Annotated in this window: 8 protein-coding genes; all 8 read right to left on the bottom strand. The window is 67.5% G+C overall.

Translation table 11 applies throughout. The annotated features are described in order from the left end of the window. Positions 1–72 precede the first annotated feature (72 nt). The 8 genes from Q8Z05_RS14320 to Q8Z05_RS14285 are packed head-to-tail and all read right to left on the bottom strand — an operon-like array spanning position 73 to position 15,079. The gene (locus Q8Z05_RS14320) at positions 73–4,554 is read right to left on the bottom strand and encodes an FtsK/SpoIIIE domain-containing protein (RefSeq protein WP_305940282.1); all 4,482 of its coding nucleotides are present in this window, start codon (positions 4,552–4,554) and stop codon (positions 73–75) included. Continuing rightward, a complete protein-coding gene (locus tag Q8Z05_RS14315) occupies positions 4,551–5,255 on the bottom strand; it encodes a hypothetical protein (RefSeq protein WP_305940281.1) in 705 nt (234 codons plus the stop codon). The genes Q8Z05_RS14320 and Q8Z05_RS14315 overlap by 4 nt, the downstream gene beginning before the upstream one ends. Before the next feature lie 44 nt (positions 5,256–5,299). Next, the gene (locus tag Q8Z05_RS14310; protein WP_305940280.1) at positions 5,300–6,955 is read right to left on the bottom strand and encodes a serine/threonine-protein kinase; all 1,656 of its coding nucleotides are present in this window, start codon (positions 6,953–6,955) and stop codon (positions 5,300–5,302) included. Further along, complete coding sequence (locus Q8Z05_RS14305; protein WP_305940279.1) at positions 6,952–8,616, bottom strand: FHA domain-containing protein; 1,665 nt, start codon at positions 8,614–8,616, stop codon at positions 6,952–6,954. Before Q8Z05_RS14305 ends, Q8Z05_RS14310 begins: the two co-directional genes overlap by 4 nt. Next, positions 8,603–9,631: a PP2C family protein-serine/threonine phosphatase gene (locus tag Q8Z05_RS14300; RefSeq protein WP_305940278.1), complete on the bottom strand. Its 1,029-nt coding sequence runs from the start codon at positions 9,629–9,631 to the stop codon at positions 8,603–8,605. Before Q8Z05_RS14300 ends, Q8Z05_RS14305 begins: the two co-directional genes overlap by 14 nt. Continuing rightward, positions 9,628–11,217, bottom strand: a complete 1,590-nt coding sequence (locus tag Q8Z05_RS14295; RefSeq protein ID WP_305940277.1) for an RDD family protein — start codon at positions 11,215–11,217, stop codon at positions 9,628–9,630. Before Q8Z05_RS14295 ends, Q8Z05_RS14300 begins: the two co-directional genes overlap by 4 nt. Further along, positions 11,214–13,751 carry a transglutaminase family protein gene (locus Q8Z05_RS14290; protein WP_305940276.1) on the bottom strand — a complete coding sequence of 846 codons (2,538 nt, stop codon included), beginning with the start codon at positions 13,749–13,751 and terminating at the stop codon, positions 11,214–11,216. The genes Q8Z05_RS14295 and Q8Z05_RS14290 overlap by 4 nt, the downstream gene beginning before the upstream one ends. After that, entirely contained in the window at positions 13,748–15,079 is a 1,332-nt protein-coding gene (locus tag Q8Z05_RS14285; protein WP_305940275.1) for a DUF58 domain-containing protein, read from the bottom strand. The genes Q8Z05_RS14290 and Q8Z05_RS14285 overlap by 4 nt, the downstream gene beginning before the upstream one ends. Between the last annotated feature and the right edge of the window lie 24 nt (positions 15,080–15,103).

Raw genomic sequence — 15,103 nt, 5'->3', positions numbered from 1 at the left:
GGAAGATCCATTACCTAGAAACTATCCCGCGGCCCAAACCACTGTCGATGGGCACCGCTCCCCATGGAAGGTTCACCTCGCCGCTCCCACCCTGCTGAGGTCGGGATCGGCCTGGCTGCGGTTTTCCGGCGGCAAGGCAATCTGCAGCTTGCGGACCTTGCCCCGGCCCACGATGTAGCCGCGGCCCGGGATGAAATCGGCGCTGATCTTGCCCAAAGATGTGCTGAGCAGGGTGTCGCCGTCGATGTCGCCCGGGTTGATCAACAGTCCGCGCCTGCCCGACTTGAACGGCTGGGACAGCGACCATGCGGAGGACCAGGTGGAGGTCTCAGACTCTCCCACCACCCATTGGTCGGCCTTGATGGACGTGGTGACCAGTTGCTCGATGCCGGACTCTGCGCCGGTGTCCGTGAATTCGGTCAGGCCCTCGATGAAGATGGCCAGCCTGCCGGGGTTCTCGGAGGAGTAGTCCACCAGCGCGTCGATTGCCTCTTCGACGTCGTCGGCCCCGACGAGAGACCGGTTCCAGACCTTCAGCGATGCGACGGCTGACCGGCGGGAGCCGATGTAGACCAGCTCGGTGCCGGGGTTGGACCGGCGCAGGGCATAGGCCATGGTGACCAGGGCCACGGTGCGGCCGGCTCCGGGGGGACCCGCGACGAGCAGCGGTCCCTTGGCCATGATTTCAGCCGGCTGGAGCGTCTCGTCGTCCACGCCGATGACCGGCAGGTCCGGGCTCCCGGCGGGAAGGATGTCCAGGTCCACCTGCTCGGGCAGCCGTTCGATCTGCGGCGCCTTCTGCACTCCCTGGCGCAGCATGGCCTCGCTGAGCTTGTGCACCTCGCGGGCCTGGAGGGCCAGGTTGGAGTTGCCGCCGAGCACGGCCAGCTGGACCTCGTGTGCACCCAGCAGGCCGCGGCCCGGAGGCGAGGCCTGGCTCAGGACGTCCTTGGGCACGTCAAGCGAAATGTAGTCGTCCTCGGAGGAGAGCCGCAGCACCAGTCGCCGCTGGATGGAAGCCAGCAGCGAGGCCGGGACCGAGTTGGGCCGGTCGCCGGCGACCACCAGGTGGATGCCCAGCGGCCGGCCGTCCGTTGCCAGCTGCAGGAAGATGTCCCAGAGCGCGGACAGGCGGCTGTATTCGTACGCTTCGCGGAAGCTGGACATGCCGTCCACCAGGATGAAGATCCGTTTCTCGTCCGGATCGTTGGCCAGCTTGCGGTATTCCACGATCGTGGAGGCCCGGACTTCGGCGTACCGGGCGGCCCGGTCGTCGGCTACGTCCCGCAGCCAGCGCAGCAAACGGCCGACGCGTTCGACGTCGTCGCCGTTGATGATCTCGCCGACGTGCGGGAGCCCGTCAAGCATCTTCAGCCCCGAGGAGCCGCAGTCGATGCCGTAAACGTGGACCGGGCCTCCGCGCGGGGTGACCGCCGCGGCGATGGCGATGCCACGGAGCGCGGCCGACTTACCCGAACCGCCCGTTCCGTAGATGGCCATGTTGCCGTCTTTGTCCGGCTCATAGAAAACGGTGGGCTGGTCCTGGCGGGCAGGATCGTCGGCCACGCCCAGGAGGAGCCGTTCGTCCGTCCGCGGGTTGGGGAGCTTGGAGAAATCGTAGGTTTTGGCCAGCTCGTTGAGCCACGGCTTCCGGGGCGGCGCGATGGTAAGCGCCTCCGCTGCCTTGATGATGTTGGCCGTCATCCGGGCTATGTCATTGGGCCCTGCAGGCTCCTCGCGCACCGGCTTTTCAGGCGCCGGCGCCGCCCAGCCGGGTCCCGAGCCGAAGGCCATCTCCACGATGTCGATTTGCGGGGTCTGCGGCTTGTCCGTCGTCCAGCCGCCTGCGTAGCCGGTCTGGAAGCCCTGGATCCGGCCCGGGCCGGTCTTCGCAGCGCCGCGGCCGGGGATCGAGGGGTCGAAATACGCGGCAGTGGGAACGCCCAGAATGTCGGTGGCGTCGTCCTCATCGGCCATGCGGAGCGCCACCCTGAGGTTGGTGTTGGCGCGCAGGCTTTCCTTGATGACGCCGGCGGGCCGCTGGGTGGCCAGGATCAGGTGGAGGCCCAGGGACCGGCCCCGGGCGGCAACATCCACCACGCCGTCGACAAATTCGGGGACTTCCGTGGCGAGTGCCGCGAACTCATCCACGATGATGATGAGGTACGGCGGCGCCTCGGGATCCGCCTCGCGCTGGAGGCCCAGGAGGTCCTTGGCCTTTTTCCGGTTGAGCAGGTGCTCCCGGTAGTGCAGTTCAGCACGGAGGGATGTCAGGGCGCGGCGCACGAGGTGCTGGGAAAGGTCGGTCACGAGGCCCACGGTGTGGGGCAGGTTGACGCAGTCGGCGAAGGCGGCACCGCCCTTGTAGTCCACGAACAGGAAGCTGACCCGGTCCGGACTGTAGGCAGCGGCCATGCCCATGACCCACGACTGCAGGAACTCGGACTTGCCGGCACCGGTGGTGCCGCCCACCAGGGCATGGGGACCTTCGTTTTTCAGGTCCAGGTACAGCGGTTCGATGCCCTTGGAGCCCACCAGGGCACGGAGGGTGCCGTTGTCCTTGCGGTTGGCGACGGCGGTGGCGTGGACCGAGTTGTTTTCCTTCCAGCGGTCCGCCACGGCCTGCGGGTTGTCCATGAAGTCCTTGCCGATAAGGCTCACGTAGGACACTGCGCGGGGCAGGTCGGATTCGTCGTCCACGGGCTTTCCGACGTCGATGACCGGAGAGAGCATCCGGGCAAGCTGGGTGGCGAGTTCGGCGTCGAGGCTTTCGCAGCTGACCGGGTACGTGTGGCGGCCAAGCCGGACCTGGCCGGTGGTGGTTCCGTGATCGCCGTCCACCACCATGAAGTCGCGGCACGCGGCCGGAAGCGACTGGACGCTCGTGGCAACCCACATGACGTGCACGCCCGAATCAGGGCCGCGTTCAACGAGCCTTGTCAGGCGGCCGCGGTCCACCGGGGCGTCGTCTTCGACGATGACCAGCACGGACGGAAGGACGGGTCCGGGGATCTCGCCGTTCTCGGCGTCAATGCCGGGCCTCGGGACGGGACGCGGCGACTGTGCGCCGGCTTCGCGCTGGTCGATCAGGTCCTCCAGCCGGGCCAGCAGCGAGGATCCGCCGGCAGGTCCCGCCGCCAGGTGGTCGCCGCTGAGCGGGCTGTGCCCTGAACCGACGTGCGGCAGCCATTGAAGCCAGTTCCAGCGTTCCCTCGATGTGGCTGATGTGATTGCCGTGACCACCACTTCGGCCGGGGAGTGCAGTCCGACGGTCTGCAGCACCATGCCGCGGGCCACGTCGTCTACGAGGCCGCGGGCGCCGGCCAGCCCGAAGGCTCCGGCGGAGCGGAGCTGGGAGACGATGGGCACGCCTTCGATGTCCTGGAACTGTTTGAGGCAGGCCTGGATTTCCTGCATGTATTCGGCTTCGGTTTCGTTGTTGCCCGGCTCTTCGAACGGGATGCGGGACGGCGACGTCCCCAGGCCGAAGCGCAGGCCCAGGAACCCCTTGTGCTCGGGCCGGTGCGTCCAAAGCAGCGGGCCCAGCTTGTAGATCGAGTCCACAGTGTCACTGACCGACGGAGCTTCCTGGAGGCGAACGGATCGTTCGATGTTCTGCAGCTCGGTGATGTCCTTGCGGAAGGCGGCCATGGCTTCGCGGAACTGCTTGAGCTGCTCTTTGCGTTCGCGCTTGCTCTGCATTTTGTGGTCCACGTAATGGCCGATGATGAACAGCGGCATCATCATCATGAACAGGACCGAGAGAACGTTGCCTGTGACGGCAAACAGAATGGCGCCCATCATCAGCGGTGCGATCAGCATGATGTAGGGGAACGGCTGGTGTTCCTGGCGTTTTGGACCGGCCGGCAGTACACGCTTGGGCGGAGCGAAACGCGGCACCACGCGCGGCGAGCGGTTGAAGTCCACCAGCGGCGACGTCGGCGCACCCCCGTGGTGCCCGAGGCTCACCACGGAGACGGTCGTGTCTCCGAGCGTGACCGAATCCGAGGAATTGAGCGTGGCGCGGGTGACCGGCAGTCCGTCCATGATCAGCCCGTTGGCGGAGTTCGTGTCCACGATCTCCACGGTCTCCCCCACCGTGATGCGGGCGTGCCGCTTGGAGGTCATCGGGTCCGAAAGCCGGACGTCCACGTCCCGGTCCCGGCCGATGTAGCTGGTGCCGAAGGGCAGGGAAAATTCCTGCCCGACGTCGGGACCGGACAACACTCGGAGGGTCGCCGCAGCGGGCCCGCGGTTGGCGCCCGGTGCCGCGAACTGTTCGCTGACCTGTGCCAGCGAGACGATGGACCCCGGCCTGAGCCCCGATTCCAGCAGGTTGTCCGCACGGTTGAGGATGTTGCCCCGCATGCCGCCGGCCACGAACGCCTCGTCGATGCTCAGCGACAGGTTCTCCGGCGGCTGCGTGCCGCGCCGTTCAGGGTCCGCAGCCCACAGCTGGGTGGCGATGTCCGCCACCGTTGCCAGGCCGTCGACGGTGACGGCGAGGTCCTTCGCGTCGGCCGGGTCGCGGCGCAGTGTCAGTCGGATTTTCACCCTTCGTCGACCCCCCTCATTTTCTCGATCAGGTGCAGGTCATCCGCTGTCACCAGGTGCGAGGTCACGGCGTGCTCCACAAGCCGGGCACGACGGTTGGTGGCCAGCTTTCCGCCGCCGCCGCGGAGCCCGGCGACGCCGACGCGGTCAAGTTTGTCGCACACATTGTCCAGCTTTCTGTTGAACCGGGTCAGCGCCCAGCCAAGGGTCTTGGCGGCAGCGGCCGACGACGGGATGGCGCTGAAGCCGGTGCCGTCGCGCCGCAGCATGGGTTCGGCGAGGGCGACGATGAGCGCCTTTTGGGAGTCGGTGAACACCACGGGTCCGATGGTGGTGTCTCCGCCGCTCTTTTCGTCGGGGGCCTCCTGCCGGAAGGAGGGTGTCTTGAGATGGACGGCGAACTCATACGTGGTGGGGCCCGCGGTGAAGATCACGTTGGTGTGGCTGAAGACAAGCGGAATCCGGGCGCCGGGTGACAGCCATGCCTGCATCCCGCCGCTGCCGTCAGCCACGGTGGCCGAGAGCATGCTTCCCACGTTGCTGAGCCACCAGATGCCGTCGTAGCGGGCGATCTGGAGGAAGCGCCGGTGCAGGTATGGGTTGTCGTCGACTTCGAGGTCGCCCTCGCGTCCGATGTTGAAGACGTCCTCGTCCGTCGGCTCATACCATTCGCCACAGAAATCTACTGCTAGATCCCCCATTTTCCGTGCCTCCTCAGCCTGTTGCGGGATTGTTCATGTACCAACTACTTCTCCAGGCAAGCGATGGAGTCAGGGCCTCCCGGTGAGGCGGCGCCGTCAGCACGGACAATGATGACTTGCACGCAGACGGGCAGGGAATTACCGGAAACCCAGACGTTGGTCGCCAGTGTGGTTTCATACGTGCCCTCGGATTTTGCCGTCTTGGTTCGCCATTTGTAGATGTCACCATCCTTTGCCTGCGGGTTCGTCCACCTGAAGACGATGATGTTGCCACCCCCGCCGTCACGCGCCCCGGCAAGACCTTCAACGTCGGGAACGGTTCCGCTGTCCAAGGCATCCGGTGGCGGAGTGGAAACCTGTCCGGTGGGTTCGACTACCGGCTCCGGCCGGGACGCGCCCAGCACCACCCCGAGGACGACGGCGACAACCAGCACCGCGCCGCCCGCTACTGACAGCCAAAGGTTCCGCTTGCTGTGGTCAGCCGGGACGTCGGGAGCAGCCTCTTCCACTGCCTCCGGCCGGTGGACTGTGGCGGCCACGTCGGCCTCGCCATGCGGCGGCGCTGCGGCGACGCTTCCCCGAAGCATGGTGCCCTGCGACCAGTCGTCGTGGTGGTCCGGGCGGGCAGCAGGCCCCGGAACGGGACCAGTGACCGGAACGGAAAGCGGAGCCGAAAGCATAGCGGGGGTAAACCCGGACGGAGCCGCGGGACGCACCCTGGCCGGGAACGTCGGGGCATGCCCGGTCTGGTCGGGATCCACGGAGGCGATGCTCCGGACGCGTGTTTCCTCGAAACCGTCGTCCGGGTGGCTGTCCTCTGCGTGGGCGTCCTCCAGCACTTCGAAGGGCGTCACTGACAGGTTCAGTTCCGCCTGGATCCGCTGCAGGGCCAGCGCGAAGGCATGGGCCGAGGAGTACCTCGACGAAGCCGACTTGGCCATCGCCGTGGACAGCGCCAGTTCCAGCGATTCGGGCACGTCCGCCCGACCCAGCCGGGGCACGGGTGAGTTCGTAATCCGGGAGATCAGTTCACGCTGGGAGTTGTCCGCACCCGGCAGGACGAACGGGGAGCGTCCGGCCAGGAGGGTGTACAGCGTGGCGCCGAGTGCCCACACGTCCACCCTCACACCGTCCACCGGGCCGTCCCGGAACTGCTCGGGCGGGGACCAGGGAATGGACATTCCCGCGTCCTCGTCCGTATCGCTGCCCAGCGTGCCGGAAATGCCGAAGTCAGTCAGGGCCGGACGGTTGTAGTCAGTCACCAGGATGTTGGCCGGCTTGATGTCGCGGTGGGCGATACCGGCGCGGTGGGCGGTCTCGACGGCGGAGGCCACTTGGATCCCGACGGCCAGGACTTCGTCCACGCTGAAGCGCTGGCGGCGGTAGCGGACGTCCAGGCTGGGCCGGGAGCAGTACTCCATGGCCAGGTAGGAATGCCCGTCGTCGGTCACTTCGGCTTCGAAGATGGTGACGATGTACGGATGGGAGGACAGCTGCGCCATCAGGTTTGCTTCGGATTCGAAGCGGCGCCGCGCGCCCTCGGTCTTCAGGTCGGAGAGCAGCACTTTCACGGCCACCTTGCGCCGCGGCCTGTCCTGCTCATAGAGGTAGACGTCGGAGAACCCGCCCGAACCGAGCAGGCTCACATACGTGAATCCGGGAATGGCAGGCGGCGGTGCTACTGGCCGCTTGGTACTCATACAATCTCCTCGAACCGCAACGACACGTTGTCGCCGAGTTCTGCAATATCTCCGTCAAGAAGGATGGCCATTTCGTTCTGGGCGAGCCGCCTGGGCGGTTGACCTTCCCGCACCAGGACGGTCCCGTTGGTGGCCTTAAGGTCGCACAGCATCACATGCCAGCCTTCGAGGCGGACCTCAACGTGCGACCGGGAAATGTCGCCGCCGGGGCTCGCCACCTGCACCAGCCGGGGCATGCCTCCGCCCTGCACCCTGGAAACCGAGGGCTGGCGGCCAATCACCAGAGACTGGTCCAGGTCGATCAGTTCGCCGGTGGACACCCGGACGCGTCCGAGCCGCGGCCGGCGGACCTGCACGGCGTCGGCGGCCAGCGCCACGCCGCAACCGGTGCACTGCGAATGCGTCGGCGGGTTGGCGTGGCCCTGGGGGCAGACGCGCGCCAGGACCATGGGACCGGTGGCGGGACCGTTTGCCCCCGCATCAGCCTGCTCGTGCGGAGCGGTTCCGAGCCCGGCGAGGTCGCTCTTCATGATGGTTTCGCCGTCGTGGTCGCCTTCCGGCACCGGCGGCACCGCCGCCGGGCTGGACCGGTCCGGTGTGCCACCTGATACCGAGGACGCAGGGGCCGGAACGAACGACGGCGGCCCGGACGGCCGGGCGGGCTTGTCGCCGCCGGTGTTCCAGGGGACGGAGTCGATCAGCCCGCCCTGCAGCGGGGCAGGAATGAGGGGCACGGCAGGAGCGGAGGGCTGCACAGGGACATGTGCAGGGGCCTCCATGGCCGGCGGTTGCTCGCGTACGGCTGCTGCCTCCGGAGCGTCGGTCTTTTCTGCAGCGTCATCCGCACTACCCTGGTCCGCGGCACGCCCGGCAGCAGACTCGTCGGCAGCCACGTCTTCAGGCTCATCCCGGACCGCGGCGTCCTCGATCCGGCGCATCACGGTCTTGTCCCACAGGTGGTCGTAGCTTCCCGTCAGCTCGTTCGCCGGTACTGCCTCAGGCGCTTCGGTCCCCGGAGACTCCGGCGACTCCGGCAGGACGGTGATTTCGGCGTCCGAGTATTCGAGTTCGTCCTCGGGAATGCCCATCACTGTTTCGGCTGATACCCCGTGTTCGGGCTCAGCAACCGGGGCCTCCGGGACCGGAACCTGAAGGACCGGGACTTCAACAACAGGGACTTCAATAACAGGGACGTCCGCAACCGGGGACTCCGGGAGCGGGACCCTGCAACCCACCGTGAGGCTCTGCAGGAGCACAACGCCCTCGCCCAGCGGAAGTTCGCCGGCGGCGGCCGCGTCGCCGGGAACCGCAATCCTGTACCACTCGGGTTCGCTGAGCCTGCGCTCGGTCCAGGTGGTGACGTCGCGGCCATTCAGCTCCACGGCACCGGCGGCAAGATGTGCTGTCAGCTCGATGTCGCCCCGGAGGAACACCCGCAGTGAGTCCCGGAAGTCCACAATGCCGAACCACGGGATCTGCGCCAGGGAGCCGGAGGAGGCGCTGGTCACCGCATGGAGTACCTCGTGGACCTCGGTCTCGCGGGCCAGCAGCTCCCACAGGGAGCCCACGAGCGCGGGCGGCGTCGCGGGCGGCAGCAGAACTGCGCTGCCTGAACGGACAACACCCAGCCAGGTCCCCGGGGTGTAGCTACTTGAGCCCATCGTGGCGGCCCTCGGTGTCGGCTGCGGTGTCAGGCAGGGGTTCGGCGTTGTCCGCCGCCGTCGGCTCCGCGGAACCCGGCGCATCGGCGGGCTGCACGGCACCGGGAGCCTCGGGAAGTTCCTCGGTGTCCACTTCCGTGCTGTCCGGCACGTCAGTCCTGTCCGTCACGCGGGTGCGGGGCAGGGTGTCCTCGTCTTCAGCTCCCACGGCGGGCCGGGGAGCGGTGTCCGTCCCGGCGTCGTTCATCACATTTTTGGCATCCACGACGATCACGGTGACGTTGTCACGTCCGCCGCTGCGCAGCGCCGCCTGGATCAGGGCGTCCACAGCGTCCTGCGGGTGGCCCACGGTGCTCAGGATGCGGAACATGTGGTCGTCCGTAAGCTCCGCGTTCAGCCCGTCCGAGCAGACCATGATGCGGTCGCCTTCCTCGACGGGCAGCAGCCAGTAGTCGGCTTCGGTTTCGTCGCCGGTGCCCAGGGCACGGGTGACCACATGCCTTCGGGGGTGCACGGCCGCCTGTTCCCTGGTGATTTCGCCGGCGTCGACAAGCTCCTGGACCTCGGAATGGTCAACGCTGACCTGTGCGAACTCACCCTGGCTCAGCCGGTAGGTCCGGGAATCGCCGATGTTCACCACCAGCCAGTACGGGACACCCTGCTGTTCCACCAGCACCACACCGGACAGGGTGGTGCCGGCCCGGGACCCGGTGGCGGTGCGGATCCGCTCATCGGCGCTGACCAGGTACTGCTGGACGACGGCGGCTGTGGCGGTCCGCTCGCCGGTGGCCAGCTGCGGCATTCCGGCGAGCGTCCGGACGCAGATTCCGCTGGCGATCTCACCTGCCTCGTGGCCTCCCATGCCGTCCGCCACGGCGAATACGGGGTCGGAGGCGATGAAGGAATCCTCGTTGAGTTCCCGGCGGAGGCCACGGTCTGTTCCGTAGCCGCAGCTCAGTTGGAGTCCGGGCTCCCTGCCCGTTGCGGAGGTGGCTGCTGCCGGCTGGGGATTCATGCCTGTCCTAGGTGGAAGGTGCGGTCACCGAAGTGCACGGTGGACCCTGGGCGTACAAAGGCGGGTTCCCCGGCCTGCAAGGCAGTTCGGATGCCGTCCGGAGTGGTGACGGCGCTGCCGTTGGTTGAATTGCGGTCGGTGACCCAGACTCCCCCGTTGTCCTCACGCAGGTGCAGGTGGGTCTTGGAGATGGAACGTCCGGGGTCGGCCACGGCCAGCAACTGGGCAACCTGTTCCCCCGGGAGCCCGCTGGGGTTCCGGCCGATTAGGACCGACTGGTCCAGCTGGAAATCCCGGCCGTCATCGAGCCTGAGCCGCAGCACGGCCACCGGTGCGGGCACGGTTTGCCCACGCATGCGGGTCCGGTCATGATCGTCGTCGGGGTGGAGCACCCACGCCTTGACCTGGGGTTCCTGGACCTGGGTTACCTGGACCTGGGGTTCGGGGTCCGCCAGGGGCTTGGTCTGGACCGGCACGGGCTGCGGCTGCGAATGCGGGTGCGGCTGTGCCGCCGCGTGGACCGGGGCGGGAGCGGGCTGCGGCATGGCGGGGGGCTGCCATTGGTTCGGGTTCAGTGGCGGCTGCGGAATCGCGACCGGCTGGTTGGGGGCGCGTTGCGGTTCCGGGGTTTGCCCGGGCACTGCCTGGCCCGGCCTGGGTGCCGCACCCGCAACGGGTGAGGAAACCTGCTGCACGGGCGGAAGATCCAGCGGCGCGAAACTGTACGGACCCTGGATCCCTCCGGTGGTCACCGGGTTCCGGCCGGCGTTGACATCAAACATGAGGGTTTTGGCCGCGGCATCGTGCCAGCCCCTGAGCTTGCCGTTCTTGTCCCAGGTGTTGGACACCACCACCACGAAAGCCCAGGCGATACCGAGCAGTGCCAGGGGGCCAAGGATCCACAGTGCGGCTTCGAACCACTTGAACACCACCACCAATACGGCAGCCACCACGGCCAGGAGCAGGCCCGCGCCCGTGATGAGGCCGCGCAGGAACAACGCGCCCGCGCCGGGGGCGTAGCCGTCCTGGTCCGTGCTGCGGATTCCCATGAGCCGGTTGCCGATGCTGTTGCCGGAGCGGCCCTCAACGGAGAGCAATACCAGCATGTAAACCACAGTGATGCCGGCCGCGATGCTGCCGAGCAGCACCAGCATGGCTGTGTCATAGACGATGAAGCCGCCGCTCCGCGTCCGCGTGATACTCGCGAATCCAAGGGTCAGCATCACCACGAGCAACGCTGCCGGCCCCACCCAGTCGAGCACCGCGGCGCCGAGGCGCCGTCCGGCCGCCGCGGGAACCACATCCAGCTTGCCACCCATTCCGGCACCTCCCCCTTGTACATGCGCGACCTGGCCCGTGGCCACCGGTCCGGCGGCTTCCGCCCGGGCCTGCGCTACGGGGATACTACCGGGAATCGGGCTGCCCTGCGCGGCGGCCCGCGCCATGAGTTCACGCTGCGAGTGATCGATGTTCCGGTCATTGCGGGCGGCCCGGTTGCTCAGCGGAGCACCGCAGGCCGGGCAAAACGTCGCTCCCGGACGGATCAACTGCTGGCAGCGCTGGCAGCGCTCGGCGTCATGCGTCATGGTTCGTTGCGGTTCTCTCTCAGATTGCGCCTCAGCACGGTCTGTTCGTTGTCCGGACCGGAGGCGGCAGGACTTGCCGGCGCCGGGCCGCTATCCACCCTACCTGCGGGGGCCGGTGGTGCTGTCCGGACCAGCCTCAGGCCCCTGAGCTGCAGGGCAGTCCGGCCGTCAGACAGGAGCGATCGCGGTGAGAACCGGGCCGCCTGCCGCCTCCAGAAACCCACCGTGGCCGTCATTTCCTTCAGCGAGCCGTCCACGATGGTCCAGTACTCCCGGACCTCCGCTTCGCTTGGCTGGCCGGCACCGAAAATCGAGGCGTCGGCGCGGTGCGCCAGCAGGGTGGTGGTCCCGGCTGTTCCGGGAAATGCCTCACCAAGGACGACGGCGGACTCCCGCCGTGTTGCCCGGGTGTCCACTGCGGCGCCCATGTCCGTGGCAAGGCTGACCACTTCGTTCCAGCCGCCGCCGACGCGCTGGGCCGGGTGGCCGTCGGAGAAGCGGGCTTTGCGCCGCCGGCTCTTGAGCAACGCGATGAGCAGCAGCGGCAGCGCCAGGATCCCGATGGGGATCAGCGCAATGCCGATTGCCGTGAGGATGGGTCCCCAGAACAGCCACGGGTTGTTCTTCTTCTCGTCCGCGTCCAGCGCGTCGGGGGAAGAATCCGGGGGCAGGTCAGCCGGTTCCTGCGGCGGGGGCGGCGGCTGCAGGACCTGGGGCTTCGGCTTGGATTTGTTCTCGGGGTCCGGCGGAATCGGGACGTTGTCCTTGGGCGGCGTGGGGTCGAAGGACACCCAGCCAACACGGTCGAACGCCACCTCAACCCAGGCATGGACGTCCTTGCCGGTGATCTTCACTTCGCCGGCGCCGTTCTCCGGGCTTTTCGGATCCGGATAGAAGCCCATCACAACCCGCGACGGAATTCCGAGGTGCCGCAGCATCAGGGACATCGCCACGGCATACTGTTCGTCGTCGCCCAGCATTTGCTTGGCGGTCAGGAGGCTGCGGATTCGTGCGGATCCGTGCCCGGAGACGCTGGGCAGTTGTCCTTCGTCGATCAGGCCGTTGCTGAAGGCGCCCTTCTTCTGGAAATGGGCTTCGATCTGCCGGACGCGGTCGATTGCGGTGGGTGCATCGGCGGAGAGGTCGTTGGCCTGGGAACCGACCACGGGCGGCACTTCCGAGGCATCCGGGAGTGCCACCTTGGCGAAGTCGTACTGCGTCAACTGGCCATGTTCAAGCTTGGCGGGATCGGAAACCTGGACGCTGTAGGCATCGCCTTTCCCAAGGCCCCTGGTGGTCACCGCGGTGTCCGTTCCGGAGTTGAAGTAGAGCCCGGAGGCGGCTCCCGAGGAGTCGCCGGTGAAGCTGATGCCCGTGGTGCGGCGTCCGCCGGGCAGGAAATACCCCTGGTAGTCCTCGATGGTGATGTCCAGGGTGTAATCGTTGCTGGGGACGATGCCGTCGGAGTCAGCCAGCGTATTCAGGGACTTGGCATCCCCCACCTTGCTGAAGTTCCCGGAACTGTCCGGGTCCATGTTGTAGTTGGTGCCATTAAAGGCGTCCAGGGCGGCGAGGCGTACGCGTCCGTCCCGGGGCAGGCCCTTCACCACGAACAGGTTGTCGTCCTTCTTGTCCTTGACAAAGTTACGGAAGCTCGCCAACGGAGTGATGTAGTCCTTCGGGTCGAACGGCGGAACGATTGTATTGCGAAGGACCGTCCTGTCGTCGCTCGCGGTGACCAGGGGCGACGCCACGGCCGTGATGGCAACACAGGCTGCGATGACGCCGGCGGCGGATCCGAGCCGGCGGACCTTGGCTCGGCGGGCAGTTGCGGCATCCGCCTCCGGGCGGTTGACGGACACCTTGCGGGTGTCGTTGCGGCGGTGCGCGTCCCGGCGGAAGGTTGCCCATGCCACGCCTACCACCGTCAGGGAGATTCCCCGCTCCACGTTGAGGAAGCCCGCGTTGGTGCTGAACGCGATGCCGGTAACGAAGAGCACCAGGACGGGCAGGAGCGGCCAGTAGGGACTCTTCAGCCGCCACGTCATCAGCCCTGCGGCCAGCGCCGTGATGAGCGCACTGAGGAACGGGACAATGAGCATGCCGCCGGCGGTTCCAACCGGGACGCCGACAGTCAGCATGTCCTTCCAGGCAAAAACGACGCCCAGCAGAAGGGTCCGCAACGACTCGAAGGTGGGGACAAACCCGGCGATGGCGGCGTCCGGTACGGCAAAGAGGGTTCCCAGGACCAGGTATGAGCCGAGCGTTGCCGCGGCGGTGATCAGCGCCCCGAGCCTGAAATGGGCGTTTGCCGCGGCGATGCCGAGGCCGAGCAGGATGCCACCGAAACCGGCGATCAGGTAATAGGGATCACCGCCGAAGCTGAGGCTGAACCCGAGGACTCCGAGCCCCAGCAGGACAACCAGGGCGCCGGCGTCGAGCGCGAAATGCCAGGCCGGCCGGCCGTCCCTGAAGGCGGACGACGGGGACGGCGCAGGCCGGCGGCGCTGGCGGAATGCAGGCGCGGAGCTCATGCAGCGGCCTTTCTGAGGATGATGGCAAGGTCGGACAGGTCCCCCAACGTCAGGACTGTCAGGTCCGCGATGTTGGCGCGTGCCGGCGCGGCGCCCGCCTGGAGGCGGACAGCGAGGCTGCGGACCCCCGGCGGCACTGAGGCGGCTGCCGAACGAAGCTGGGCGGGGGTGACCCGGCTGCCCACGACAAAGAAGACCACTGAGGCGTTCGGAACGGTGTCCGCCAGTGTCCGGGCGAGGTCAACGGCGGTCTTCCGCATCGGGGATCCCACGATCCGGGTCATGTCGTCGAGCATGTTCCGGCCGGTCTCGCACCGGAGCGGGCCCTTCTGGGTGAGGACATCCAGTTCCCGCTGCTCGCGGATGGCCTGGCGGCCGATGGACGCAGCGGCCGAAATGGCCATCTCGAATTCCTGCTCGGAGTCGTACTCGTCCGTATTGATGGACAGCGAGATGGCGAGGTGGGCGCGGCGTGTCTCCTCAAACTGGCGCACCATGAGTTTGTTGGTCCGCGCAGTGGTCTTCCAGTGGATGTGGCGCCGGTCATCACCCGGGACGTAGTCGCGGAGGGCGTGGAACGATACGTCGGCACTGGACAGGTCCGTGGTGGGCATGCCTTCAAGGTCACGGATGAAGCCGGCGGCGGAGCCCGCCAGGGCAACGGTCCGCGGGTGCACGTAGAGGTCTTCCGGCTCGGTCCAGAGCACCTGCCGCCGCAACAGGTGCAGGGGGTCGGCCCGCACCGAGCGCACCGGGCCCACCACAATGACGGCCCGGCGGGCGGTAGGGATGGTGAAGAGGTCTTCGTGGACCTGCTGCGGTTTCATCCGTGGCAGGTGGAAGACGGCGGTGGCGGCTCCCACCGGCAGTTCCAGCGCGGCCGGCAGGAGGGGACGCGCGGAGGTGTTGGAGACGGCGATGCTGCCGACGGCGCTGTCCCCCACGGCCACCCTGGTCCTGGCGAGGTCCAACACCACGCCGTAGGAGGAGCGGCCGAGGATGAATCCGACGGCAAGGACGAACAGGACGAAGGCCGCAACTGCGGCGGCCTTCGCTTCCTGCCAGCCGTAGGCCTGGCCCACGCCCCACAACAGGACAGAGGCGGCAAGGACGGACCAGCCGAGGACGCTCACCACCGAAAGAACCGGCCATACGTACTTCAGCCACAGCCCGCGGACCGTGGACCAGGCGGGTGCGAGGGCGAGGCCCGCGGTGCTGACGGCCTCGGACCACATGGCGGCGGGGTGCAGCCGGGCGGCCTTCCCGTCACCTGAAAACGGCCCTTTCAGGCGTTCAGCAAGCCGGGTCAACGGAGTGCTGCTGGACATATCTGTGCCTTTGTTCGCGCGGTG

This window comes from Arthrobacter oryzae, assembly GCF_030718995.1.
GTDB lineage: Bacteria > Actinomycetota > Actinomycetes > Actinomycetales > Micrococcaceae > Arthrobacter > Arthrobacter oryzae_C.
The sequence above is the reverse complement of the archived record's forward strand: the minus strand, read 5'-3'. Positions and strand labels throughout refer to the sequence as shown.

Coding starts and splice junctions, on each gene's coding strand:
- Q8Z05_RS14315 (WP_305940281.1), bottom strand. CDS start 5,255: ATGGGGGATCTAGCAGTAGATTTCTGTGGCGAATGGTATGAGCCGACG.
- Q8Z05_RS14310 (WP_305940280.1), bottom strand. CDS start 6,955: ATGAGTACCAAGCGGCCAGTAGCACCGCCGCCTGCCATTCCCGGATTC.
- Q8Z05_RS14305 (WP_305940279.1), bottom strand. CDS start 8,616: ATGGGCTCAAGTAGCTACACCCCGGGGACCTGGCTGGGTGTTGTCCGT.
- Q8Z05_RS14300 (WP_305940278.1), bottom strand. CDS start 9,631: ATGAATCCCCAGCCGGCAGCAGCCACCTCCGCAACGGGCAGGGAGCCC.
- Q8Z05_RS14295 (WP_305940277.1), bottom strand. CDS start 11,217: ATGACGCATGACGCCGAGCGCTGCCAGCGCTGCCAGCAGTTGATCCGT.
- Q8Z05_RS14290 (WP_305940276.1), bottom strand. CDS start 13,751: ATGAGCTCCGCGCCTGCATTCCGCCAGCGCCGCCGGCCTGCGCCGTCC.
- Q8Z05_RS14285 (WP_305940275.1), bottom strand. CDS start 15,079: ATGTCCAGCAGCACTCCGTTGACCCGGCTTGCTGAACGCCTGAAAGGG.